Origin of the sequence: Mycolicibacterium rhodesiae (assembly GCF_002086695.1) — a bacterium.
Taxonomy (GTDB): Bacteria; Actinomycetota; Actinomycetes; order Mycobacteriales; family Mycobacteriaceae; genus Mycobacterium; species Mycobacterium rhodesiae.
The window spans coordinates 47075-70329 of the sequence record NZ_MVIH01000010.1 but is presented as its reverse complement, the minus strand read 5'-3'; the positions used below and the strand labels follow the sequence as shown (position 1 = coordinate 70329).

At 66.5% G+C, this 23255-nt stretch carries 22 protein-coding genes; 9 read left to right on the top strand and 13 right to left on the bottom strand.

What is annotated here, in order from left to right:
• Positions 1 to 13 precede the first annotated feature (13 nt).
• The 3 genes from BST42_RS19790 to BST42_RS19780 are packed head-to-tail and all read left to right on the top strand — an operon-like array spanning position 14 to position 2859.
• Positions 14 to 739 carry a class I SAM-dependent methyltransferase gene (locus tag BST42_RS19790; RefSeq protein ID WP_083121127.1) on the top strand — a complete coding sequence of 242 codons (726 nt, stop codon included), beginning with the start codon at positions 14 to 16 and terminating at the stop codon, positions 737 to 739.
• Positions 736 to 2040 (top strand): cytochrome P450, encoded by a 1305-nt coding sequence (locus BST42_RS19785; protein ID WP_083121018.1) that lies wholly within the window; start codon positions 736 to 738, stop codon positions 2038 to 2040. The genes BST42_RS19790 and BST42_RS19785 overlap by 4 nt, the downstream gene beginning before the upstream one ends.
• 57 nt (positions 2041 to 2097) lie before the next feature.
• Positions 2098 to 2859: a MerR family transcriptional regulator gene (locus BST42_RS19780; RefSeq protein WP_083121126.1), complete on the top strand. Its 762-nt coding sequence runs from the start codon at positions 2098 to 2100 to the stop codon at positions 2857 to 2859.
• A 28-nt stretch (positions 2860 to 2887) separates the two neighbouring features.
• Here the strand turns inward: BST42_RS19780 and BST42_RS19775 are convergent, their stop codons facing one another.
• Together BST42_RS19775 and BST42_RS19770 are read right to left on the bottom strand one after the other, a co-directional pair.
• A complete protein-coding gene (locus BST42_RS19775) occupies positions 2888 to 4099 on the bottom strand; it encodes a pyridoxal phosphate-dependent aminotransferase (RefSeq protein WP_083121017.1) in 1212 nt (403 codons plus the stop codon).
• Positions 4100 to 4285: 186 nt separating this feature from the next.
• Positions 4286 to 4594, bottom strand: a complete 309-nt coding sequence (locus BST42_RS19770) for a hypothetical protein (protein WP_083121016.1) — start codon at positions 4592 to 4594, stop codon at positions 4286 to 4288.
• Positions 4595 to 4963: 369 nt separating this feature from the next.
• On the opposite strand from BST42_RS19770, the gene BST42_RS19765 reads away from it, so the two are divergent.
• Both BST42_RS19765 and BST42_RS19760 read left to right on the top strand, forming a co-directional pair.
• Positions 4964 to 6130, top strand: coding sequence for a serine/threonine-protein kinase (locus BST42_RS19765; RefSeq protein WP_083121015.1), 1167 nt, complete (start codon positions 4964 to 4966; stop codon positions 6128 to 6130).
• A 112-nt stretch (positions 6131 to 6242) separates the two neighbouring features.
• Complete coding sequence (locus BST42_RS19760; protein WP_165760882.1) at positions 6243 to 8858, top strand: helix-turn-helix transcriptional regulator; 2616 nt, start codon at positions 6243 to 6245, stop codon at positions 8856 to 8858.
• Positions 8859 to 8868: 10 nt separating this feature from the next.
• On the opposite strand, the gene BST42_RS19755 is transcribed toward BST42_RS19760, so the two are convergent.
• On the bottom strand, positions 8869 to 9204 hold the full coding sequence (locus BST42_RS19755) for an STAS domain-containing protein (RefSeq protein ID WP_083121013.1): 336 nt from the start codon (positions 9202 to 9204) through the stop codon (positions 8869 to 8871).
• A 265-nt stretch (positions 9205 to 9469) separates the two neighbouring features.
• A complete protein-coding gene (locus BST42_RS19750) occupies positions 9470 to 9754 on the bottom strand; it encodes a hypothetical protein (RefSeq protein ID WP_083121012.1) in 285 nt (94 codons plus the stop codon).
• 343 nt (positions 9755 to 10097) lie between these two features.
• Here BST42_RS19750 and BST42_RS19745 point away from each other — a divergent pair, with 343 nt between their 5' ends.
• Positions 10098 to 10502 (top strand): hypothetical protein, encoded by a 405-nt coding sequence (locus BST42_RS19745; protein ID WP_207569540.1) that lies wholly within the window; start codon positions 10098 to 10100, stop codon positions 10500 to 10502.
• Between the two features lie 10 nt (positions 10503 to 10512).
• Here the strand turns inward: BST42_RS19745 and bluB are convergent, their stop codons facing one another.
• Positions 10513 to 11157 carry a 5,6-dimethylbenzimidazole synthase gene (gene bluB, locus BST42_RS19740; RefSeq protein WP_083121011.1) on the bottom strand — a complete coding sequence of 215 codons (645 nt, stop codon included), beginning with the start codon at positions 11155 to 11157 and terminating at the stop codon, positions 10513 to 10515.
• Positions 11158 to 11281: 124 nt separating this feature from the next.
• Here bluB and BST42_RS19735 point away from each other — a divergent pair, with 124 nt between their 5' ends.
• Positions 11282 to 12226 carry an alpha/beta fold hydrolase gene (locus BST42_RS19735; RefSeq protein WP_083121010.1) on the top strand — a complete coding sequence of 315 codons (945 nt, stop codon included), beginning with the start codon at positions 11282 to 11284 and terminating at the stop codon, positions 12224 to 12226.
• On the opposite strand, the gene BST42_RS19730 is transcribed toward BST42_RS19735, so the two are convergent.
• The 4 genes from BST42_RS19730 to BST42_RS19715 all read right to left on the bottom strand — a co-directional run bounded on the left by BST42_RS19730 (position 12216) and on the right by BST42_RS19715 (position 16893).
• Entirely contained in the window at positions 12216 to 13556 is a 1341-nt protein-coding gene (locus tag BST42_RS19730) for a flavin monoamine oxidase family protein (protein WP_083121009.1), read from the bottom strand. The two genes, BST42_RS19735 and BST42_RS19730, sit on opposite strands and share 11 nt — an antisense overlap.
• Before the next feature lie 90 nt (positions 13557 to 13646).
• Positions 13647 to 14627, bottom strand: coding sequence for a TIGR03617 family F420-dependent LLM class oxidoreductase (locus BST42_RS19725; RefSeq protein WP_083121008.1), 981 nt, complete (start codon positions 14625 to 14627; stop codon positions 13647 to 13649).
• Positions 14628 to 14634: 7 nt separating this feature from the next.
• A complete protein-coding gene (locus BST42_RS19720) occupies positions 14635 to 15747 on the bottom strand; it encodes an Rv3169 family protein (RefSeq protein WP_083121007.1) in 1113 nt (370 codons plus the stop codon).
• Between the two features lie 6 nt (positions 15748 to 15753).
• A complete protein-coding gene (locus BST42_RS19715) occupies positions 15754 to 16893 on the bottom strand; it encodes a phosphotransferase family protein (RefSeq protein WP_083121006.1) in 1140 nt (379 codons plus the stop codon).
• A gap of 42 nt (positions 16894 to 16935) precedes the next feature.
• Between BST42_RS19715 and BST42_RS19710 the strand changes: the two genes are divergently transcribed.
• Both BST42_RS19710 and BST42_RS19705 read left to right on the top strand, forming a co-directional pair.
• Positions 16936 to 17538, top strand: coding sequence for a TetR/AcrR family transcriptional regulator C-terminal ligand-binding domain-containing protein (locus BST42_RS19710; RefSeq protein WP_083121005.1), 603 nt, complete (start codon positions 16936 to 16938; stop codon positions 17536 to 17538).
• A gap of 14 nt (positions 17539 to 17552) precedes the next feature.
• Positions 17553 to 18440 (top strand): SDR family NAD(P)-dependent oxidoreductase, encoded by an 888-nt coding sequence (locus BST42_RS19705; RefSeq protein ID WP_083121004.1) that lies wholly within the window; start codon positions 17553 to 17555, stop codon positions 18438 to 18440.
• Positions 18441 to 18453: 13 nt separating this feature from the next.
• Here the strand turns inward: BST42_RS19705 and BST42_RS19700 are convergent, their stop codons facing one another.
• The 4 genes from BST42_RS19700 to BST42_RS19685 are packed head-to-tail and all read right to left on the bottom strand — an operon-like array spanning position 18454 to position 23255.
• A complete protein-coding gene (locus BST42_RS19700; protein ID WP_237159512.1) occupies positions 18454 to 19338 on the bottom strand; it encodes a DUF4344 domain-containing metallopeptidase in 885 nt (294 codons plus the stop codon).
• Positions 19339 to 19378: 40 nt separating this feature from the next.
• Complete coding sequence (locus tag BST42_RS19695; RefSeq protein ID WP_083121002.1) at positions 19379 to 20137, bottom strand: enoyl-CoA hydratase; 759 nt, start codon at positions 20135 to 20137, stop codon at positions 19379 to 19381.
• Entirely contained in the window at positions 20137 to 21699 is a 1563-nt protein-coding gene (gene nuoN / locus BST42_RS19690; RefSeq protein ID WP_083121001.1) for an NADH-quinone oxidoreductase subunit NuoN, read from the bottom strand. The genes BST42_RS19695 and nuoN overlap by 1 nt, the downstream gene beginning before the upstream one ends.
• Positions 21696 to 23255, bottom strand: coding sequence for an NADH-quinone oxidoreductase subunit M (locus tag BST42_RS19685; protein WP_083121124.1), 1560 nt, complete (start codon positions 23253 to 23255; stop codon positions 21696 to 21698). Before BST42_RS19685 ends, nuoN begins: the two co-directional genes overlap by 4 nt.

Here is a 23255-nt window from a genome sequence, read left to right as displayed (position 1 = left end):
GGATATCGCGACCATGCCGCGCGCCGGATTCGATGCCTCCTGGCTGGACCGGCGTCTGCAGACCGGCCGGCCGGAGTACCTGGACCGCGATGATGTCGACGACCGGGTCAAGCGGCAGGTGATCTGGTCTCTCGACTGGATGGGCCGAATCCTGCGGGACCACGAGCGCCTCGCCGCAAGGGCGCTGCCGCTCATCGCGGACATCGACGAGCCGAGAATTCTGGAGTTGGGGGCGGGTCATGGGGCGCTGTCGCGGGCGGTGCTGACACTGCGTCCCGACGCGCGCGTCACGGTGACCGACATCGATCCGGTATCGGTGGCCGCCATCGCCGCGGGTGATCTCGGCAGCGATCCGAGGGCGGTAGTCCGCCGCGTCGACGCCGCCGATATCGACTTCCCCGACCGGTCCTACGATCTCGCGTTGTTCGCCCTGTCGTTTCATCATCTGCCGCCCGTTGCGGCCGCGCGCGTGCTGGCGGAGGGAACCCGCGTCGCGGACACGCTGCTGATCTGCGATCTGTATCGCCCGTCGGCTCCCGTGCACATGCTGCGACTGGCGTCGATGCTGCCTTTCGTGCTGCTGCCGTTCGCCCATGATGGTCTGATCAGTTCGTTACGTGCCTACAGCCCTTCGGCATTCCGCGCGCTGGCCGCCCACGCCGATCCGGCCATCACCGTCGAGTTCAGCCGTCTGGGCCGTAACCAGCTTGTGCTGGCGCGGCGCACGAGGGTGCCGTGAATCCTCTGGCGACAGCGGCCGCACTGGGGCGCGCGGCGTGGGCCGGCATCGACCCGGAGGGCTTCTTCCGCCGCCACGCCGCCGACCGCGCACCATTCACGGTGCTGTTTCCCGGACTGGGTGAGGTGCAGTTCTTCACCACTATGGACGGGGCGCGCGACATTCTCACCGCGCCCGGCGCACTGTGCCGGGCGCCGCTGCCCAACCCGATCGAGCCGGTCGTCGGCAAGAACTCGCTCATCCTGCTCTCCGGTGAGGCGCATCGCCGGGCCCGAAGTGTGCTGGCACCGCCGTTTCGCAACGAGCTCATGCGTGACTACGTCGATCTGATCGCCGAGTCCACCGAGCGGGAGATCGCGGCGTTGCGGCCGGGCGATCACCTGCAAGTGGGCCGCACCGCTCGATCCATCACCCTGGATGTGGTGATCCGGGTGGTGTTCGGCGTCACCGACGATGCCCGGCGTCGCGAGTTCTCCTCAGTGACAACGCAGTTGCTCAGATCCGGCAGCGCGGCGCTGATGCTGGTTCCCTGGCTGCGCCGCGATATCGCGGGTCGGGGGCCGTGGGCCCGCCTGGTTGCGTTCCGAACCCAACTCGACGACTTGTTGTCCGAGCAGATCGGGGAACGCCGGCGCAGCGGTGACCGCGGGGGTGATGTGCTGGCGCTGATCCTCGACGCCACCGATGACGAGGGCAGCGGCCTGACCGACGCGATGCTGCACGACCAGCTGCGGACGATGCTGGCCGCCGGCCACGAAACCAGCTCCACGTCGCTGGCGTGGGCGCTACACCACATCCACCTCGACGACAAAGTCCGCACCCGCGTGCTCGACGAACTCGCCACCGTCGGCACACCGGCGGAGATGGCCGCGTTGCCGTACCTCGGCGCGGTGGTCCAGGAAACCCTGCGCGTCCACCCGACAGTGCCGATCGTCCTGCGCAGACTCACCGGCCCACTCACCGTAGCCGGCGTTTCCTGCGCACCCGGTGATGTGGTGGGAATCGCGCTGCCCGCTTTGCATTTCAATCCTGACCTGTGGACCGACCCGGACACGTTCGACCCCGAACGCTTTCTGAACGCCAGACCGTCGCCATTCCAGTACGCGCCGTTCGGCGGGGGCTACCGCCGGTGCATCGGTGCGGCCTTCGCACTCGACGAGCTGGCGGTCGCGATCGGCACCATGATAAAGCGGCTCGACCTCGCGGCTGCGCAGCGCGGGCGGCCGCCGCGCGCGGTGGCGCGCGGGATCGCGACCAAGCCCAGCCGCGAAATCACATTGGAAGTGATCGCGCGGCGTTAGGTTGACCCTCACGCAGCGTGAGGTGTGAACATGATCGATATGACGCAGGAGATGCGGGTGGACGAGCTCACCGTGGGCGAGGTCGCGAAGCGATTTGGCATCACGGTGCGGACGCTTCATCATTACGACGAGATCGGGCTGTTGCGCGCCAGCAGGCGTGCCGCGTCGGGCTATCGGGTCTACACCGCGGCGGACCTGACGCGCTTGTCCCAGATCATCGTCTACCGCCGCCTCGAGCTACCTCTCGACGAGATCGCGAGCCTGCTCGACGAAGGGGATGTGGTCAGCCACTTGGTCCGCCAGCGCGAACGCGTCATGTCCCGGCTCGACGGGATGAAGAACCTCGTCGAGGCAATCGATCACGCATTGGACAAGGCAATGACGAACACACCTATGACCGACGACGACATGCGCGAACTGTTCGGTGACGGCTTCGACGACTATCAGGCCGAGGCTGAGCAGAAGTGGGGTGAGACCGCGGAGTGGAAGGAATCGCAGCGCCGCGCCAAGGCCTACGGCAAGGAAGAGTGGGTCCAGATCAAGTCCGAAGGGGAAGAGGTCGAGAAGGCGTTGGCCGACGCTTTCCGCACGGGGGTGCCCGCCGACTCCGACGCGGCGATGGATGCGGCGGAAAAGCATCGGCTGCACATCAATCGCTGGTTCTACGATTGTCCGGCGGCGTTCCATCGCAACCTCGGCGACATGTACGTGAGCGATCCCCGATACGTCGCCACCTATGACGAATCGTTCGGACTCCCGGGTCTCGCGGCCTATTGCCGCGACGCGATCCACGCGAACGCAGACCGTATCGGCCCCTGAGCGCACCCAACGCGGTTGCGCTGCCGCATCACTGGCGATAGGTCGCCAGGAACTGCCCGATCGTGCCGATGGCGGCCTCCAACTCATCGGCCCGCGGCAGCATCACGATCCGGACGTGGTCGGGGTCAGGCCAACTGAGGCCGGTGCCGGGAATGATGTGGATCTGCTCCTGCAGCAGCAAGTCCAAGGCGAACTGCTCGTCGTCGCGGATCGGATACACGCTCAGGTCGATTTTCGGGAACGCGTAGAGCGCTCCTCGGGGTTTGACGCACGAGACGCCGGGGATGGAGTTCAATGCCGCCCAGGCGAGGTCGCGTTGCTCGCGCAGCGCGCCGGCGGGCAGTGTGAGGTCGTGCCCGGAGCCATCGGCTTCCAGCGCGATCCGAATCGCCTGCTGGCCGGGTACATTGGCGCACCGGCGCAGGCCGGCGACCGTTGTCAGACCGTCGAGGTAACTCACGGCATGATCCGTCGGCCCGGACACCGCGAGCCAACCCGCCCGAAATCCCGCGCAGCGGTACGCCTTTGACAGGCCGTTGAAGGTCAGGCACAGCAGATCAGGTGCCAGTGCGGCCGTCACGGTGTGAACGGCGTCGTCGTAGAGAATCTTGTCGTAGATCTCGTCGGAACAGACGATGAGGTTGTGCTCGCGCGCGACGTCGAGAATTCCGGTCAGCACCTCGGGTGGGTACACCGCGCCGGTCGGATTGTTGGGGTTGATGATGACGATCGCCCTGGTGCGCGCGGTGACCTTCGCCGCGATGTCGGCGACATCGGGATACCAGTCCGACGACTCGTCGCACCGATAGTGGACCGCACGCCCGCCGTTGACGTTCACCGCGGCGGTCCACACCGGGAAGTCGGGGGCGGGTACCAAGACTTCGTCGCGCTCGTCGAGCAAGGCCGTCATGGCCATCACGATCAGTTCGGAGGCGCCGTTGCCAAGAAACACGTGCTCGACATCGACACCGGGCACGTCTCGGACGGCGTAGTACTGCGCGACGGCGTTCCGGGCCGGGAGCAACCCCTTCGTGGGGCTGTAACCGGCCGAGGTCGACAGGGCCTCGGCGATCTGGCGAACCAGGTCGGCGGGCGGCTGGAAGCCGAAGGGGAACGGGTCGCCCGTATCCAGCCGCATGACCCGGTGTCCCACTGCTTCGAGTCGCGACACCTGCTCAGCGATGGGCCCCGGCGCCTCGTGCGAGAGGTTGGACAACCTGCTCGACTGCGCGAACTTCATACGGTTCCTTCGCAGGTCTACCCGGTGACGGGGCCGGGGTATTAACCGAGGCGTCAAAAGCCTAGCGCCCAACCGGCGACTGACCGAGCGATCAGGTGAAGGCGCGGGCGACGACGTTGGTTAGCCTTACCAGCGAAAACGGTGTTGTCGCAGGTGGTCGTCGGGCCAGACCACGCGTGTGCGGCGTTACGTCCGTCCGCGTTTCAAGAGCACGGCGACCGAGACGACGGCGATGATCAGGACCACAGCCGCCGGAATGGCCTGTTCCCGCGCCCGTTGAGCCGTCAGCGGCATCGCCCGGGTTTTCGTGGATTCGGGAAGTGGTGTGGCACGGGCGGGCGTTGACACCGCCAGGGATGCGTCGGCTGCAGGCGCCGAAGGTGGCGTCCCCGAATGGTTCTCGGCCTCGAATCGGTGTCCACCGAAAAGCAGTACCGCGGCAGAGGAGAACACCACGGCACCCAATACGAGGCCACCGCGAGTGATGCGTGGCATGAATTCGGCCTAAGGTCTGGCAACACCGGCCGCTACCGTCGTAGGACGTGCGTGTCGCTGCTTGGCAAGATCCCGGCACGGTAGTACCTCTGAACCGGCGATCTCCAGGACAATCGAGCCTGTTATCGCTATGCATGTCGCCGTGACGCGCCGCTGCGTTACATCGAGATCCGCACCATTGCGTTGTGCTGCTTGCACTTTCACCGGTCGCCAGCATCGGAAGAATGCTGGTTTCGGGGGTCTCACCAGCAGAGTCTCCGATATGGTCAGACTCATGCGCCCCAAGAGCCACGCGAGAAACGGCGCCGGCGTGTTGTCAGATCGCTCAACCCGGGTTTGCATCGTCGCCCTCGTGGCTACGAACAAGTTATGACCGGCCACGAGATGCTCGTGGACCGCTATGCAGTAGCCGGGGTGCTCGGCCGCGGAGGCATGGCTGAGGTTCGCGAAGGATGGGACACCAGGCTGAATCGGCCGGTGGCGATCAAACTGCTCCACCCGACGTTGACTGCCGATCCGGGCATTCGGCGCAGGTTCGAGGACGAAGCCCGCTCCGCGGCGCGACTCTGCCATCAGAACATCGTCACGGTCTACGACTTCGGTGACCACCAGGGCACCCCGTTCATCGTGCTCGAACGCTTGCCTGGGCAGACACTTGCCGACATCATCGCCACTGGACCGATGCCGGCGGCGCACGTGCGCTCCGTGCTCGACGACGTCCTTGCCGGTCTCGGCGTGGCCCACGCCGCTGGGGTCCTGCATCGCGACATCAAGCCCGGCAACATCTTGGTGGCGGCGACGGGCGACTCGATGAAGGTGGCCGACTTCGGTATCGCCAAGACCGGTGGCGCCGCGCACACGATGACCGGGCAGATCGTCGGCACGATGAGTTACATGAGTCCCGAGCGCGTCGCCGGGGCTCCGGCGTCGGTGGGTGACGATCTGTATGCCGTCGGCCTGATGGGTTACGAAGCGCTGCTCGGCAGAAGAGCGTTCCCGCAAGACAATCCCGCCGCATTGGCGCACGCGATCATGGACAGCACACCGGCCCCCGTCGCGGCGGTACGCACCGACGTGGATCCAGTCCTTGCTGCTGTCATCGACCGCGCCATTGCCCGAAACCCGGTGCAGCGCTTCGCCAGTGCTGAACACATGCGGGCCGCGTTGGCCGGTGATCAGCGTGCGATTCGCGCGGGCGTAGCCTCCGTGGGGCCACGTCCGGCAACCAAAGTGCTGACAGGGCATCCGATTCCGGCAGCTCCGTATGTGCCGCAGCCGGCGCGGCGGCGCGTTCGCACGTACGGGATTGCGGCCGGCGCTCTGAGCGTTCTGGCCGTGTCGGCGTTCGCCTTGGCGATGGATCCGGCATCGTCGGCGCCGGATCCACAGCCGGTCAGCACCAGTGCTCCCGCTGCCCCCGCGACGAGTGCTCCGCCGCCGCCGAGCCCTGTGGTCCAGCAGCCCGCACCCGAGCCACCTCAGCCGGGTGGACCCGCGGGCCGCGGCCATGGAAAGGGTGACAAGAAGCGGGGCTAGGTCGGTAATGCCCGGTCGGCGACCTGCGGCGTTAGTATCTACTGGCCACGGAGGCCTGCACTACGCGGAGCAGCCATGGGAGGAAGGGGTCGTGCCCTTGGAATGGCCGTTCGTGGCGAGATCAGCGGAGATCGACCTCGCTATCGATGCTGTCGAGAACTCCTCGTTCAGTGGCGTGATCTTCACAGGGGAGGCCGGCGTCGGCAAGAGCGCGTTAGCGCGCCAGGTTGGTGAACGGCTCGGCGGAAGGGGAATGCAGACCCACTTTGTTCTTGGTACTCAGACCTCTCAAGATGTGCCTCTTGGCGCTTTCGCCGGGATTGTGCGGATCCCCAACGCCCTCGACCCGATTGGCTTGCTCGCGGCGGCCCACGACGCACTCGGCGATGCCCACGACCGGCTGCTCGTCGTGGACGACGCCCATTTGCTCGACCCCTTGTCGGCGATAGTCGTCCATCAGCTCGCGGTCCGCGGTTCTGCGACGCTTATCGTCACCATGCGCTCGGGAGTCGAGGTACCGGACGCCATCACCGCGCTGTGGAAGGACCAGTATCTGCGCCGCATCGACGTAGGTGCACTGTCGCGTGGCGAGACTGATCGGTTGATCGTCGAGGTGCTTGGCGGCCCGGTCGCGGGGACGCTCGTTGACCAGCTTCACGAATTGTCATCTGGCAACCCGCTGCTGTTGCGCAGCCTGCTGGACACCGCAATGAACGACGGACTGCTCACAGATGACACCGGCTGGTGGCGACTCACCCAACTGCCGCGGTTGGGCGTTGACATTGAGCAACTGCTCGAGGCGAGGGTGCGCGGCCTGCCGCCGATGGAGCGTGAAGTTCTTGAAATCGTCTCGGCTGCAGAGGTGTTGGACTGGAATGTGCTGCGCGCCATGTGCGATGCCGCCGCGATCGGCGACGCAGAACGACATGGTGTGATCGATGTGATCAACGATTCGCAACGTGTGCGCGTCCAGGCGGACCATCCTGTATTGGCTGATGTGGTGCGAAGACACTGTGGGGTGGCTCGGCTGCGCCAGATCAATACCACTCTGGCACAGAACTTCCGGGCGCTGATCGACAGTCAGGACGACGGTCCGGCGAGAGATCCGCGGCTGCTCATCGAGTATGCGCGGCTGATGATGAACAGCGATACGCCGCCGGATGCCGGCCTGGTGACCGACGCCGCCGAGACCGCGATGACCATGTCGAGCCTGGTTCTTGCCGAGCAACTCGCGCGGTACGCCTATGGCAACGGCGGCGGTCTACGCGCCGCCATCGCACTCGCCGACGCCCTGGCCTGGCAGGGTCGCAGCCAAGAGGCGGAAGAACTGCTGGCAACCTTCGACCCCCGCGACGAGATCACGCTCGTCCGGTGGGGCTGTCTACGGGCAACCAACCTGTTCTTCGGTTGTGGTCAACGTGCGATGGCCGAAGAGGTGTTGGGTGTGGTTCGGTCCCGTGTCACGATGACCGCTCTGCGCAGCTACGCGCTGGCGGTTGAGGCTTCGATCGCCTACTTCGCCGGTGAACTCGACACCGCCGCCGCTGCAAGTTCCGCGGTCATTGCTGACCCTCACGCGATGCCTATGGCGGTTCTTTGGGCGGCAGTCCCGGCTGCCGCCGTGGCCAACTTTCGCGGCAGATCCGACGATGTTGAGACAGCAGCGGCCCGTGGTGCCGCGGCGGCCAGGCACTGCGCGTCGGGACCTCAGCGGTATGCCATATCGCTGACAGAGACATTGTCGGCGCTGAACCAAGGCGACATCGCCAAGGCCCAGGCGATCGTGGAGCGGCAGCGGAACCAGGCGCATGGCGCACCGCACGCCGAGGCCATCGTCGCCGCGATGGCTGGCCGGGTCGAGCTCGCGGCCGGCGATCCGCAAGCCGCCAGTGACTGGCTGCAACGTGCGCTGTCGGCCATGGTCTCGACGCTGTCAGGCGGCTGGGTGACCTTGGTGGCGATCTGGGCGGTGCAGGCTGAGGTACTGCGAGGCGACTGCGGAGCGGCCTCGCGTGCGTTGAACACGGCCGAGGTCACCTGGGGGCCCGCGGTCGAGGTGTTCCGGCCGCTTCTCGAGGTGGCCAGAGCTTATCTGTGCGCCGCGACCGGCCGGCGGGCCGCTGCGCACGACCACATCGACCGGGCCGCGGATGCCGCTGCGAGATCAGGGATGACGGTCGGTGAGCTGGAGGCACTGCACACCGGGCTACGGTTCGGGATGGCCCCCGATGTGGCGCGGTTCAAAGTCCTTGCCGAGCAATTGAATAGCCCGGTCGCGATGCTTGCCGCAGCGCACGCCGAGGCGATTGCCGCGGACGACGGAGAAGGTCTTGACAGGGTGGCCGGCGAGTGGGAGTCGCTTCGGATGAGGGCACATGCGGCAGACACCTTCGCCGCGGCGGCGCTCGCACACCGCCGAGCGGGCGCCCGTCTGCTTGCCTTGAAATCCTCTGCACAGGCGCATTGGCTGGTAAGCAGTTCAGGGCTGCATACCCCGGCGACTGAGATCAACGAGGCGCCACTCCCATTGAGCGACCGGGAACGTGAGATCGCCCTACTGGTTGCCGACGGACTGTCGAACCGCGAGATCGCTGTCCGACTGGTGCTGTCGGTTCGGACCATCGAAGGCCACCTCTACCGGGTGTACAACAAGCTGGGTATCAACGACCGCGAGCAGCTTATCCGCCTGATCAGCAATGTCGATCCGCAAGCGCCTGCCAACGGCTAGCGGTGCGCGGTTATGCGCAAAGCGACTGGCACAGCGTCATGACGCGCGAAACGCATTGTGCCGGTTCGATTTCCAGTACAACGTGCGCTTCGCGGCAGCGTTCTTCGATGCACTCGAGCGCTGAAATCCCAGCGCAGTCAAAGAATGTCACCTGCGTCATGTCCAAAGTGAGGCGCCTGCAATTGCCCGCGCGGCGGAAAACGAAGTCGGTGAAGTAGCGGGCAGTGGACATGTCGACATCGCCGGCTGCGGTGACGCGAACGTCAGTCGTGTTGGACCACTCAGCGAAGAGTTGCAGTCGGTCCGTCGGCGGGCCAACGGTCGAATTGGAAGAGATCAAATGCATCGGAAGGCTCCAATGAGCACTAGAAGGAAATAACAAGTGTGTGTGGGACGCGCCCGAAAGGCTCGCATTGCGGGTGCAAGATGCACCGCTCGCCTGCGACGAATACCGAGGCTGGAAATTCAACCTAGGTCGAGCCTACACCCACAGGCACGCCACGGCCTAGGTCGGCGAATAGCTCCTGTTGGGGCAGGTCCGGGTCGATCAATCGCTCAAGGCTGCGGACTGCCCGGCTCGCCACCAGGACGGCCGGTGTGAGAAAAACCCGTCAGCAGGGCATATCGGCGGGCGTGTAGTACGCCACGCCGTTACCGGTCAGACACGGCGGTCGTCCGGCTGCGGCCTGAGCTGCCGCATCATCGGGCGAGGCCACCGGTGGTACCACGCCGGGGCTCAGCTCGATGCCAGGACCGACCATCACATCCGGGCCGAATGCGACGCACCCCGTGGCGTCCTGCGCGGCGGCTGCTGCGCCGCAATCGTCGGCCCGCGCCGGCGAAGGTGCCATCACCAGCGCCGCAGCCAGCCCCACGACGGCGAAAAGTGTCTTCATCGGTCTTTTTTACCTGCCTGCGAGCGCGATATGGCACATTTCGGCGGCATTGCTTCAGCGGGGCGATACCAACCCCCGTCTCGCAGCGTCGGGCAGACAATGCTCCGGAAGCACCGGGAACTTCGAAATCCCACACAGGTGTCGTGAGGTCGGATAACGGACAAAGGCCGCGGCGGTGCTGAAGGTCGACTTGCCGAGCGGAGTTGGGTCGTCGAGCCGAAGGCGCGCCCGCAGTTCGAGCGGACATCGACGAGCGCGGCGCGATCTCGTCTGCCGCTCTGTACTGATGAGGTGCCGGACACATCGGCGATTCTGTTGCCGTCAATTCGGGTACGGAATCTGCATGGCACTGAAAACACTTTCTCTGGCATCAGTTCTGTTCTCCGGTGCGGCAGCTGCCGCGATCGCGGCAGCTCCGCTGGCTGCCGCCGATCCCGCGCCGGGCTGCGTCAACCCTGACGGCAGCCCCTGCCCGGTGGCCACCGCCGGTCCGAACGGCGCCTCCGGCGTCATTCCCGGCGGCCCGGGCGGCGTGGCAGGCCCGGGTGGAGCATCCGGCGCAATTCCGAATGGTCCCGGCGGCGCGGCCGGTCCCGACGGTGCCAGCGGGTCGATTCCGTACGGCCCCGGCGGCACCGCGGACCGCGGCGGCGCCAGCGGCGGCATCCCGAACGGCCCCAGCGGCTCGGCCGGGCCCGGCGGGGCGACCGGGTGCATCCCATACGTGGGCTGCGCCTCCGTCGGCTAACCAAACCTGGCTAGCTCCAACGGTTTTCGCTCACGAACTCGGCGAGTGGACGCCCCAACGTCCACTCGTCGAGTTCGAGCGCAGGCCGGTCGGGGAAGTCGGGCACCGGCCCGAGGCACAGCACGGCCACCGGCTCACCGCCGGCGGGAATTCCCAATAACTCCCCGAGGCGGTGCGGATCGAAGATCGACACCCAGCCCATCCCGAGGCCCTCGGCTCGCGCTGCCAACCACAGGTTCTGGATCGCGCACGACACCGAAGCAAGGTCCATGTGCGGCATCGTGCGACGGCCGAAGACATGGCTTTCCCGGCCGTCGCCGAGCGCAACCACCAACAATTCGGCGCAGTCCAGGATGCCCTCGACCTTGAGTGCCAGGAATTCTTCTGCCCGAGCACCCAGTGCGGCAGCGGTGTGTCTGCGCTCTTCGTCGACCAGAGCATGGATCTTCTGCCGCAACCCCGTGTCGGTGATGCGCAGGAACCGCCAGGGCTGCATCAAGCCGACGCTGGGCGCGGCGTGTGCGGCCGCCAGCAACCGGGCCAGTACCGCATCGGGGACCGAAGCGTCCGGTTTGAACCTGCGCATATCGCGGCGCTCGTGAATGACGCGGTAGACGGCGCGGCGTTCGGCGTCCGTGAACGCGTGCTCGGTCACCGGGTCATCCTAAGAGGCACGGTGCGATAACGACCGGCGCGGTGCGACGGTTCGATCGGGCCCGCGGTGGTTACTCTAGGGATCCCGGAGCGGCAGTGGCGCCGTCCCGAGCGAGGAGGGGGCCATGTCAGCGTCCCGTACGGCCGTCAAAAACGGTATCGACCTGCCGCCCAGCCGGATCGTCGAGGTGAGGGCCGCCGACGGCACCCGCCTGCACACCGAGGTCTTCGGCCCCGAGGATGGCTACCCGATCGTCCTCGCGCACGGCATCACCTGCGCGTTGCGGGTCTGGCATCAGCAGATCAACGATCTGTCCCGCGACTTCCGGGTAATCGCCTACGACCACCGCGGACACGGCCGCAGCGGGGTTCCACGCCGGTCCGGCTACAGCCTCGGCCACCTCGCCGGGGACCTCGACTCCGTACTCACGGCGACCCTGCGTCCGGGCGAACGAGCGGTGATCGCCGGCCACTCGATGGGCGGCATCGCGATCAGCTCCTGGGCCGACCGCTACCGGCACCGGGTGGCCCAGCGAGCCGACGCCGTCGCATTGATCAACACCACCACCGGCGACCTGCTGAAAGAGATCAACCTGCTACGGGTGCCCGCGCTGCTGGCGGCCGGCCGATCACTCGCCGCGCGCCACATGATCAGGACATTCGGCGGGGCGCCACTGGTCTGGGGCGCCCAGCCCGGCAGCCGCTGGTTCGTCACGATGATGGCCGTCGGTGCGGGCGCCGATCCCGCGATCGGCAAGCTGGTTCACGACCTGTTCGCCGAAACCCCGGCAGGCGGACGTGGCGCGTGGGCGCGAGTGCTCGTCGACGAGATGAATTCACGCCACATCGACCTCACCGGCCTCACAGTGCCCACACTGGTGATCGGCAGCACCAACGACCGGCTGCTGCCGATGTGCCAGTCCCGCAAGATCGCTGACGCTGTTCCCAACCTGGTCGACCTGGTCGAGACGCCGGGCGGACACTGCGCGATCCTGGAGCATCCCGACGTCGTCAACGGGCATCTGCGAACGCTGGTCTCAGCGGTGACCGCGCAGCGCATCAGCTCCTAAGCGCCGCAACGACTTCCGCTGCCGCACGCCGGCCGGACCGCACCGCGCCGTCCAGGAAGCCGGTCCATTCGTCGGCGGTTTCGGTGCCGGCCCAGTGCAGCGGCCCGACTGGTTCGCGCAGCAGGTGACCAAACTCCGTCCAGGCGCCGGGCGGCACCGCTGCGGTCGGACCGCCGGGAGCGAAAGTCTCTGCGCCCCAACAGTGGTCGAGGTAATCGACGGGTTGCTCCGCGTCCGGGCCGAACAACGCCGAGAAGCCGGCGAGTGCCTGCTTGCGACGCTCGTCGGCGCCGAGCGCATCGAACTCGCGAGAATCGGCGAATCCGAGCAGGATTCCCGGACCGTCGTCGCCGGGGCTGACGTCGAACGTGATGAACACCGGCCCCTGGTCGGACAGCGCCTGCCCAGACAAGCCCTTGTCGCGCCAGAACGGCCGCGGATACGCGGCGTACGCCTTGCTCAGGGCGCCCTGCGGCCAGCTCTGCGCCAGCTGCTGATAGCCGATCGGCGGGGGAGGGGCGACGTCGATGTTCTGCCGGTGCGCGGGCGGGATCGCCACGATGACGCGCCTCGCCTCGACGGCGCCGGCCGACGACGTGACCGCGACCGCGTCATCGGACCATTCGATTCGCGTCGCTATCGCATTGAGCCGGACGCGGTCACCCAGCTCTGCGGCCATGGCGTCGGCGATCTGCTGGGTGCCGCCCGGGAAGTGATCCTGCTGGGCGCCGCCGACCACGTCGAGCATGCGGTCCAACCCCCCGGCCGCCTTGACGTAGCGCACCGCGTGCAGCATCGACACCTCGTCGGGTTCGGCACCCCAGGTGACCCGCGACATGATGGCCATCAGGTCGTGTGACGACGCGGTCGCGCCCACCGAGCGCAGCCAACCGCCCAGCGACGTCGCGTCGAGCTTGTTGGCCGTGGCCGATGTCCAGGGTCGGGCGACGTCGATGCCGCGGCTCAGCCGCTCGACCTGCCATTGGATCCGGCCGATGTCGAGGAGTCCGATCAGCGACAGCTTGGGGATCGTGCCGCGGTAGGACCGCACCTTGCCGCGCCACCGGATGAGATTGGCGCCGTCGTGATAGGTGGGTTCAGTGGTGCAGCCGAGCTCTTTGGCCAGTGCCAGGACGGCGTCCTGGGTGGGGCCGACGAACGTGCCACCGAGGTCGACGGGCACACCGGCCAGCGACGCGGTGCTCGAGCGTCCGCCGACCCGGTCGCGGCCCTCAAGCACCAGCACATCGTGATTCTGTTTGACCAGTTCACGTGCGGCTGCCAGGCCTGCGAAGCCTGCGCCGATCACCACTACGTCGTAGCTCACCACCCCACCAGTGTTGCCTGTCCCGATCGCCCAAACCAACGTTTGGCCGCGAAAGGGCGAGTGGCGAGCCGCAGAACGTCGACTTCGGCGGCGCTAGCGGGCGAGTTCGTCGACGATCTCGGCCAGTGTCTCGGTGGCGATCGGGCCCGGCTGATACAGGCAGACGGTGTCGCCGACGCCGTCCACCCGTTCCCGGATGTGTGCGGCGATCTGCTTCGGGGTGCCGCACGCAGCGATGGTGTGCAAGACCTCATCACTGATGAGGCCGGCCATCTCCTGCCATTTGCCTTGCTTGGACATCGAATTCAGCTCGGGCTGCAGATCACCCCAGCCGTGGATGTCGAGCACCGGGCGGTACGCCGGGGTGGACCCGTAGAACGCCAGCAGCCGCCGCGTCGCGTCGTGATCCTCGCCCGCGGACAGGATGATCTCAGGCACGATCGCGAACGACGACTCTGATCGTCCGGCCGCGGCCAGCCCGTCGCGCACCGCAGGCATCGTCGACTCCCGCAGGAACTTCGCCGAGCCGAACGGCATCACCAGCAGCCCGTCCGCCACCTCCGCGGTGGCCCTGGTCAGCCGAGGACCGAGCGCGCCGACGTAGATCGGCGGCGGGCCAAAGGGATTCGGGCCGGGATTGAACATCGGTGTCATCAGGGTGTGCCGGTAGTACTCGCCGCGGAAATCCAGTCGCTCGCCGGTCTCCCAGGTGGCAAAGATGGCCCGCAGCGCGCGAACCAACTCGTGCATCCGCGCGACCGGCTTGTCGAACGCCGCGCCGTAGTGCTTCTCGATCTGGGCCCGCACCTGGGTGCCCAGTCCGAGGATGAACCGGCCTTGGGCAAGCAACTGGTGATCGTAAGCCTGGTGGGCCAACTGGATCGGGTTGCGCGGGAACGCGATTGCCACATTGGTCATCAGGTCCAGGCCGCCGACACCGGCAGCCAGCGTCAGCGGCGCGAACACGTCGTGCGGGCCTTCGAACGTGAAGACACCGCTGGCACCGGCATCGCGCAGGGCCCGGGCACGATCGACCGCATCGGTAGGCCCGAACAAGGCCGTCAAGACTTTCACGATGTGGTTACGGCGCGACCGTCAGCCAGTCGGCGAAGCCCGACGGGTCGTGGCGGCCCAGCGCGCCGTGCTCGAACAGGCCCCAGCCCTCGGCGGACTTGCTGCCGTCGTGGCACACCGCCCGCCCGACGTGGTCGATCACGCCGAACGCGGAGCGTCCGATGATGGCCGGATCGGTCATGTCATAGGTGAGCCGCTCGGCGAATTTCTCGCCCTTCCACACACCGTGGATCCAATCCGAGTCGCCGCCGTAGCCGCCGCCGACATGGATCGGTACCGGCAACTTGGACTCCACATCGAACCGGAGGTTCGCGCCGTTGGCGTCCGTCGCCTCGATGGTCGCGCCGGTCGGAATGCGAGTGCCGGAGCGGTAGTGGATCTTGACCCGCGGCCAACCCAGCTGCTCGACCCGTCCGTCACGCCAGATCCGCGTGCAGTCGTTCAGCGAGCGGAAACCGTCGGGCGCCTCCTGGATGATGATGACGATCGCGTAGTCCTCGAAGGCCATCGGGACATACAGCCACCACATGCCTTCGAACGGCGGGTCGGCCGGCCGACCGGCGGGTTCGGCCTCGCCGATGGGACGGATACCCCACGACCGGTCGCGGCTGCCGATCCATACCGACGGGTCGACGGTGATCTCCTCGCCGTCGATCACGATATGCCCTGCCCAGGAACCCAATTGGGCGAACCGCTGCGCGTCCAGCGTCACGCGGTTGCCCTGACGCATGATGTGCGGCTGCTCCTGAACAACCGGGAACAACCCCTCCCACGTGAGGTCGACGGCCATACCCTCGGTCTCGTCCATCACGATCCGCACCTTCTGCAGCGGATCGATCACCTCGACGCGGTAACCGTTGCAGTGTTGGTTGAGCCGGTCCTGATCGATCGCATCGGACACGTGGACCGCGGTCTGCGTGTCACCCCGCCTCACGAGTACATAGGCGTCCTTGACGCCGAGGTTGGGGTAGTAGCCGATGCCGGTGATCAAGAAGATGTCCCCGGTGCGGTCATGGCAGTTGAAATAGCTGCGGTCGTAGAAGTTCCGGTCCGAGGAGTTCGGCCAGGCGATCGGCAGCGGCGCCTGGTGGACGGGGTATTCGTCGAGTGGTCCGAGCATTGGCGGCTATGCCTCCTCAATGAGCCGGCGCAGCAGGCCGGCGTGGTAGAACGTCGACTCGACGTCCTCTGGTTTTTCGATCTCGCCGAAGTGCACGCGCCGCGCACCGGTGCGCATGAACACGCAGCACCAGATCACCCCGGAGTATACGTAGAACCAGCGCAGGTCACCGAGTTCGACTCCGGTCAGCTTCTCGTAGGTGGCGCGAACGTCCTCTTCGCGCATCACGTCCGGCAGCCCAGGCATCCCTGCCAAGCCGGAGAGCTCTTGAAAGACCATGTGCGCGAAGATGATCCACGCCACGTCGAGCTCGCGCGGACCCAGGGTTGCCATCTCCCAGTCGAGCACGGCCACCGGCCGGAAATCCTCGTAGAGCACATTGCCGATACGCGAATCACCCCACGCCAGAACCGGTTCGGTCGCCGCAACGTCGGCGGGGAAGTTGTCCTCAAGCCATTTCAGCGCAGTTTCGACCAACTGTGAGCGGCCGATGTCCGGCACGGCGAACTCGTACCAGCCCTTGAGCCAGTTCAATTGGCGGCGCAGCGGGGTATCACCCTCGGGGACCGCCTCGGCGAGGAAGCCGAACGTGTCGGCTGCGTTGGGGATCGAGTGCAGCTTGGCCAGCACCTCGACCGTCGCGTCCTGCAGTGCACGCTGCTGCTCGGCGGGCGCGTCGGCAAACCAGTTGTCGCCGAACGTATACGGCATCACATCGGGCGGAACGATGCCCTCGACGTGGTTCATCAGGAAGAAGGGAGCGCCGAGGACCTTGCCGGTGGGGTCGATCCAGCGCACCTTGGGCACGGGGACGTCGGTCAGCTCCTCGACCAATCGGATGACCTCGAATTGATGGTCCATCCGGTAGGTGATGAAGACCGGGACGTCCTCCTCGGTGGGCGCCACCCGCGCCACCCACTTCTGCTCGATCTTCTTGCCGTCCTCTTCCCAGCGACCGGTCAGGATGATCGTCTCCGACGACATGCCGTTGGAGTCGATACCGCTCTCGACGGTCACCTCGGGCGTCACGCCGCAGGGCATGACGGTGGACAGCCATTCCGACAACAGCGCGGGAACGGTGCTGACGTCACGACCGGAACGCTGCAACCGATCGAGGTCGGTTTCTACAGACGGTTGGTTGGTCACCTTTGTCCTCTCCAACCCTATTACGATACGGTGGGTAGCGTTATGAAAGCAGACGCGTCTTCGCTTGACAAGACCGCGGTCCCGGGGAGGCCCCGCGATCCGCGTATCGACGCTGCCATACTGCGTGCGACGGCGGAGCTGCTTGTCGAAATCGGTTATCCGAATCTGACTTTGGCGGCTGTCGCCGAGCGGGCGGGAACGACGAAGACGGCGCTGTACCGCCGCTGGTCGAGCAAGGCCGAGTTGGTCCATGAGGCGGCGTTTCCGACCGCGCCGACGGCGTTGACGACGCCGGCCGGGGATATCGCGGCCGATGTCCGCGCGATGCTCTCGGCCACTCGCGACGTATTCACCAGCCCGGTGGTGCGCGCCGCGCTGCCCGGGCTGATCGCGGACATGAGCGCGGACGCAGCACTGAACGCGCGGGTGATGTCCCGGTTCACCGAACTGTTCGCCGCGGTGCGGGATCGCCTGACCGAAGCGGTGCACTGCCGCGAAGTGCACGCCGACGTCGACCCGGAACGCCTCATCGAACTGATCGGTGGTGCGACGATGATGCGGTTACTGTTGCGCCCCGACGATGTTCTCGACGCGAGCTGGGTCGACCAGACCGCGGCGATCCTCGTCCACGGGGTGGCGTTATGACTGTCAGGAGTGCGATGACTGGACGACTCGCCGGCCGAACCGCGATCGTCACCGGTGCGAGCCGAGGGCTTGGCCGCGCGACCGCCCTGGCGCTCGCTGCTGAGGGCGCCGCGGTGGCGGTGGTGGCCCGGACCCAACAGCAATGGGACGACCGGCTGCCGGGCACCATCGGGGAAACCGTCGCGGCGATCGAAGCGGGCGGTGGACAGGCGGTGGCGATCGCCGCCGATCTCCTCGACCGCGACGACCTTCCACGTCTGGTCGACGAAGCCCGGGTGGCGTTGGGGCCCATCACGATTCTGGTGAATAACGCCGCATTCACGGCGCCGGGACGTCCGCCCAAGCCGGATGCCGCACCGAAGACGGCTAAGCCCACGAGTGCGCAGGCGGCTGCCAACGCCGAATGGCCGGGCTTCGTGACGATTCCGTTCACCGCCTATCGCCGGCATTTCGAGATCGGAGTGTTCGCCTCCTACGAGTTGATGCAGCTGGTGTGCCCTGACATGTTCGCCGCCGGACTCGGCTCGATCATCAACGTCACGTCGGTGGCGTCCCGGGTTCCCGGTGACGGCCCGTACCAGAACTTCGCCGGCGGGGTGCTGCCCGGCTACGGCGGATCCAAGGCCGCGCTCGAGCACCTGACCTGGTGCGCGGCTTACGATCTGCAGCGGCACAACATCGCGGTCAACGCGTTGGCGCCGTCGAAGCCGATCCCGACGCCGGGGCTGTCTTACTACCGCAGCGAATTCGCGAGTGTCTCCCCTGAAGAAGAGTTCGCCCGTGCCGCAGTCGAATTGGCGCTCGTCGACCCGAACGTCGTCACGGGCCGCACCATCGGTCACCTCGAAGCGCTCGACGGCAGCTTCGCCCCGTTCACGAACACCCAGTCCGCGCTGGGGTAAAGGGCCGGCGCCGCTACTTCAAGTGCGGGCCCAGCAACTGGCTCCACGCGTGGCTCAGCTTGTCCCATTCGTCGTCGCACAGTTCGGCCCGGCTCTGGGGAAGATGGCCGTCGCCGACCAGGTCGCCGTTGGCGGCCGGATCTGAGCCGTAGAGCCAGCATTCCATGTTGAAGGCTCTGACCTTGTTCGGCGAATGGCCACCGGCGAGGTCGGTGTCGTCGAGTTCACCGGCGGCCTCGGCGTAGCCCTGGAATTCACGGGCCGAGTCTTTGATGGCCTGCACATTGGCTGGGTCGACCTTGCCGTCCGGACCCGGCGTCAACAGGATGTAAGCCGAAAGCTGGTCTGCGACATCCTCTTCGCGGCCGGTGATGGGCAGGTCATAGAGGCTGATCACCATATGGCCGAGCTCGTGATAGAAGGTGGCGATCTCACCGTTGACGGTGGACGCCCTCGGATCGGCGTCACCGGCTTTGGTGTAGATCTCCAGACCCTCCGTCGCTTCTTCGTAGCAGAGCGTCACCGAGTTGTCGTTCGGATCCCACCACGCGTTGGCCGTATCGCATTGCTTACCGATCAACTGGACGTCGTGTGGCAGTTTGAGTGTGCGGTTGACGCTATCCGACAGATGGTTCAGGAGGTCGGCCTGCTCTTGGATGTCGCGGCCCGTCTTGGCCTCGGGCGAGGTGGCCTCGTCGTACCTGGGAATCATCGAGCCCGGCGCATCGTCGTTGCCGCCCCCGGATGGGTCGGCCGGGTGGTCAGACGGCGCCGGGCTCGCCTGCGCCGTCGAGGGAGTGGCGGTGGACTCGCGCGGCTGATCTGAATGCGATCCACACCCGCTGAGCAGTACCACCAAGCCGAGGAGAGCCGCACCGGCGCGAACGCAGTCTGTCACAGGGAATATTGAATCATTCACGCGCCGAGATGGGCGAGAGTTACATCTGCCGCTTGTTGCGCTCGGCGACCTCACGCTGGCGGGCGGCCAACTCCTCGGTGTCGACATGGGAGTCGGCGGCCACCGCTCGTTCGGCCTTCAGCGCAGGCCCGGTGACCGCTGCGGTCCCGGTGCGATAGATCTCCTTGAGCCCCGCCATGGTGGGTGCCGGCACCTCGGCGATCTGGGCGGCCAGGTCAAGCGCGCGGGCCAGAAGGCGTTCGTGGGCAACGACTTCGGTGACCAGTCCGATCTTCTCGGCGCGCTGGGCGTCGACGACCTCGCCGGTCATCGACAGCCGGCGCGCCATTGCGGATCCGACCACCCGGGGCAGCCGCGCCGTCATCCCGCCGCCGGGCAGGATCCCGACGCGGGCATGGGTGTCGGCGAAAACCGCACGCTCCGAGGCGATCAGGAAGTCACACGCCAATGCGATCTCCAAGCCACCGGTGAAGGTCGCGCCGTTTATCGCCCCGACGACCGGCTTGCTCAGCTCGACGATGGCGTTCATGCAGTTCATCTTGTCGAACCGGCCGAAATAGTCCATGCCCAGGCTCTGTGCCTGCTTGAGGTCGACACCGGCGCAGAACGCCGGATCGGTGCCCGTGAGCACCACGGCGCGCACCGACCCGTCGGCGTCCGCGGCACCGAGCGCGGCATAGAGCGCCTCGAACAACTCGGTGCTCAACGCATTGCGTACCTCGGGGCGGTTCATCGTCAGAACCCGGACGGCGCCGTGGTCATCGCTGAGAAGAATCATCAGTTCAGGAATCTAGCCGCATGGTCGACCAGGTCGAGCAGCGGCTGGGGCAGTGCACCGAGCGCGAACGTGATGGCCGCGGTCAAGGTGATGGTCGCGACGCTCAACGAACTTGGCGTGACGACCTCCGGGGCGTCCGGCGGCGGGTCGGTGAAGAACATCAGCACGATCACCCGTACGTAGAAGTACGCGGCGATCGCCGAGGCGATGACGCCCACTACCACCAGCGGGATCGCGCCGCCTTGCCCGGCCGCCTTGAACACCGCGAACTTGCTGACAAAACCGCTGGTCAGTGGTATGCCCGCGAAGGCAAGCAGGAACAGTGAAAACACCACGCCGACAAGGGGATACCGCCGGCCCAGCCCGGCCCAGCGTGACATGTCGGTCTCCTCGGCCCCGGTCGCGTCGCGGACCACGCTCACCACGGCGAACGCACCGAGGGTGGAGAACCCGTACGCGAAGAGATAGAACAGGGTGGCCGACAGCCCCGGCGGGTTGGCGGCGATCACCCCGGTCAGGATGAAACCGGCATGCGCCACAGCCGAATAGGCAAGCATGCGCTTGACGTCGGTCTGAGTCACCGCGGTGATGGTGCCGACAACCATGGTGAGGATCGCCACCGCCCACAGGACGGGCCGCCATTCGTGGTTGAGGCCGGGCAGCGCGACGTAGAAGATCCGCAACATGGCGCCGAAGGCGGCAACCTTGGTGGCGGCCGCCATGAACGCGGTGATCGGGGTGGGGGCACCCTGGTAGACGTCGGGGATCCAGGAGTGGAACGGCACCGCGCCGACCTTGAACAACACACCGACGGCGACCAGAGCCGCGCCGATCAGCGCCAGGGTGGAGTTGTCGGCACTGGCATCGATGGCGCGCGCGATGCCGGGCAGGCTCAGGGTGCCCGCGTAGCCGTACAGCAGGGCGATGCCGTAGAGGAAGAACGCCGACGAGAACGCGCCCAGCAGAAAGTATTTGAGCGCGGATTCCTGGGATAGCAGCCGACGGCGGCGGGCCAGCCCGCACATCAGGTACAGCGGCAGCGAGAACACTTCCAGCGCAACGAACATCGTCAGCAGGTCGTTGGCTGCCGGGAACAGCATCATCCCGGCGACGGCGAACATGGTCAGCGGGAACACTTCGGTCTGCACCAGTGCGGCCTTGGTGGCGATCTTCTCCGCGACGCTGCCCGGCACTGCCGACGCGTCCGGAGTGAAGGCGTCCAACGTGGCGGAGCTGTCCTCGAATTCGGCAGGCGTTCGGCGTTCGGCGATCAGCAACACGCCGAGCACACCGATCAGCAGAATAGTGCCCTGCAGGAACAGCGCCGGTGCATCGACCGCGACCGCGCCGACCACCACGGCCTGGCCGACCCCGTGTAGGTCGCGAGCCAACAGCACCACGGCGACGAACGCAGCCACCAGGCCGGCGAGGCTCAGAGCGACTTGAATGGGGTAGCGGCTCTTGCGGGGCGCGAACGCCTCGACCAGCACTCCGGCGACGGCCACGCCGAGGACGATCAACATCGGCGCGACTTGGCTGTATTCGATGCTGGGCGCGTTCATGGGTGAGCCCCCTCCGCGACCGTCGGCGCCGGGTCGGGTTGATGAATCGATGTCAGTGTTGCGGCCACCGCCGGGTTGATGACATCCAACGCGATCTTCGGGTACACCCCGAGGGCGATCAACAGCGCGATCAGCGGTGCCACCACGAGCACTTCCCGTGGCCGCAGATCCCGCACACGGTCGGTGCCGTCGGTGACGGGACCGGTCATCATCCGCTGGTAGAGCCACAGGATGTAGATCGCCGAGAGCACCAGCGCCACCGAGGCGATGACGGCGAAGGCCGGATAGCGGGTGAATGTGCCGATGAGGACCAGGAATTCACTGATGAACGGCGCCAGTCCCGGGAGCGACAGCGTCGCCAGGCCTGCCACCAGGAACGTACCGGCCAGCACGGGTGCCACTTTCTGGACTCCGCCGTAGTCGGCGATGAGGCGGCTGCCGCGGCGGCTGACCAGGAACCCGGCGATCAAGAACAATGCGGCGGTGGAGATCCCGTGGTTGACCATGTACAGGGTGGAGCCGGCTTGCCCCTGGCTGGTCATCACGAAGATGCCGAGGATGATGAAGCCGAAGTGGCTGATCGAGGTGTAGGCGATCAGCCGCATGACGTCGGTCTGGCCGATCGCCAGGACGGCGCCGTAGACGATGCCGATCACGGCCAGCGCGATGATGACCGGGCGGAAATACGTTGCGGAGTCGGGGAACAACGGCAGGCAGTAGCGCAGCATCCCGAACGTGCCGACCTTGTCCATGACGGCCATCATCAACACCGCCGATGCGGGTGTGGCCTGGACGGCGGCGTCGGGCAGCCACCGGTGGAACGGCCACAGCGGAGCCTTCACCGCGAACGCGAACATGAACCCTGCAAACAGCGCGTTGGCGATGCCGGGGCTCATGGTGAACTTCCCGGTGGCCACGGCGTCGGCGATGGCACGGAAGTCGAACGTTCCCGCCTCGAATACCTTGCTGGCGGAGGTCACCACGTAGAGACCGATCACCGCGGCCAGCATGATCAACCCGCCGAACAGGTTGTACAGCAGGAACTTAACCGCGGCTTTGGATCTTTCCGCGCCGCCAAAGCCGCCGATCAGGAAGTACATCGGGATCAGCATGGCTTCGAAGAACACATAGAACAGCAGGATGTCCAGGGCGACCAGAGACATCATCACCATGCCTTCGACGGCCAGTATCAGCGCGATGTAGCTGTGCGATGCCCGACCGGACAGCCCCGGTCGGTCGTCGGCGTCGTTCCAGCCGGCGATCAGCAGAATCGGCACCAGCACGGCGGTGAGCACCACCAGAGCCAGGGCGATGCCGTCGAGGCCGAGAATGTAGCCGGTGCCGAACGACGGTATCCACGGGTGGTTTTCGACGAACTGGAATTGTCCACCGGCCGGAGCGAACCGCACCGCGAGCATCAGCGACAGCGCCAGAACCGCAAGAGACACCACCACACCGGCGTACTTCGCGAACTGACGCAGCGAGGCGGGTAGCACGATGATCACTGCGGCACCGATGACCGGGATGGCCCACAGGATGGTCAGCCAGGGAATCAT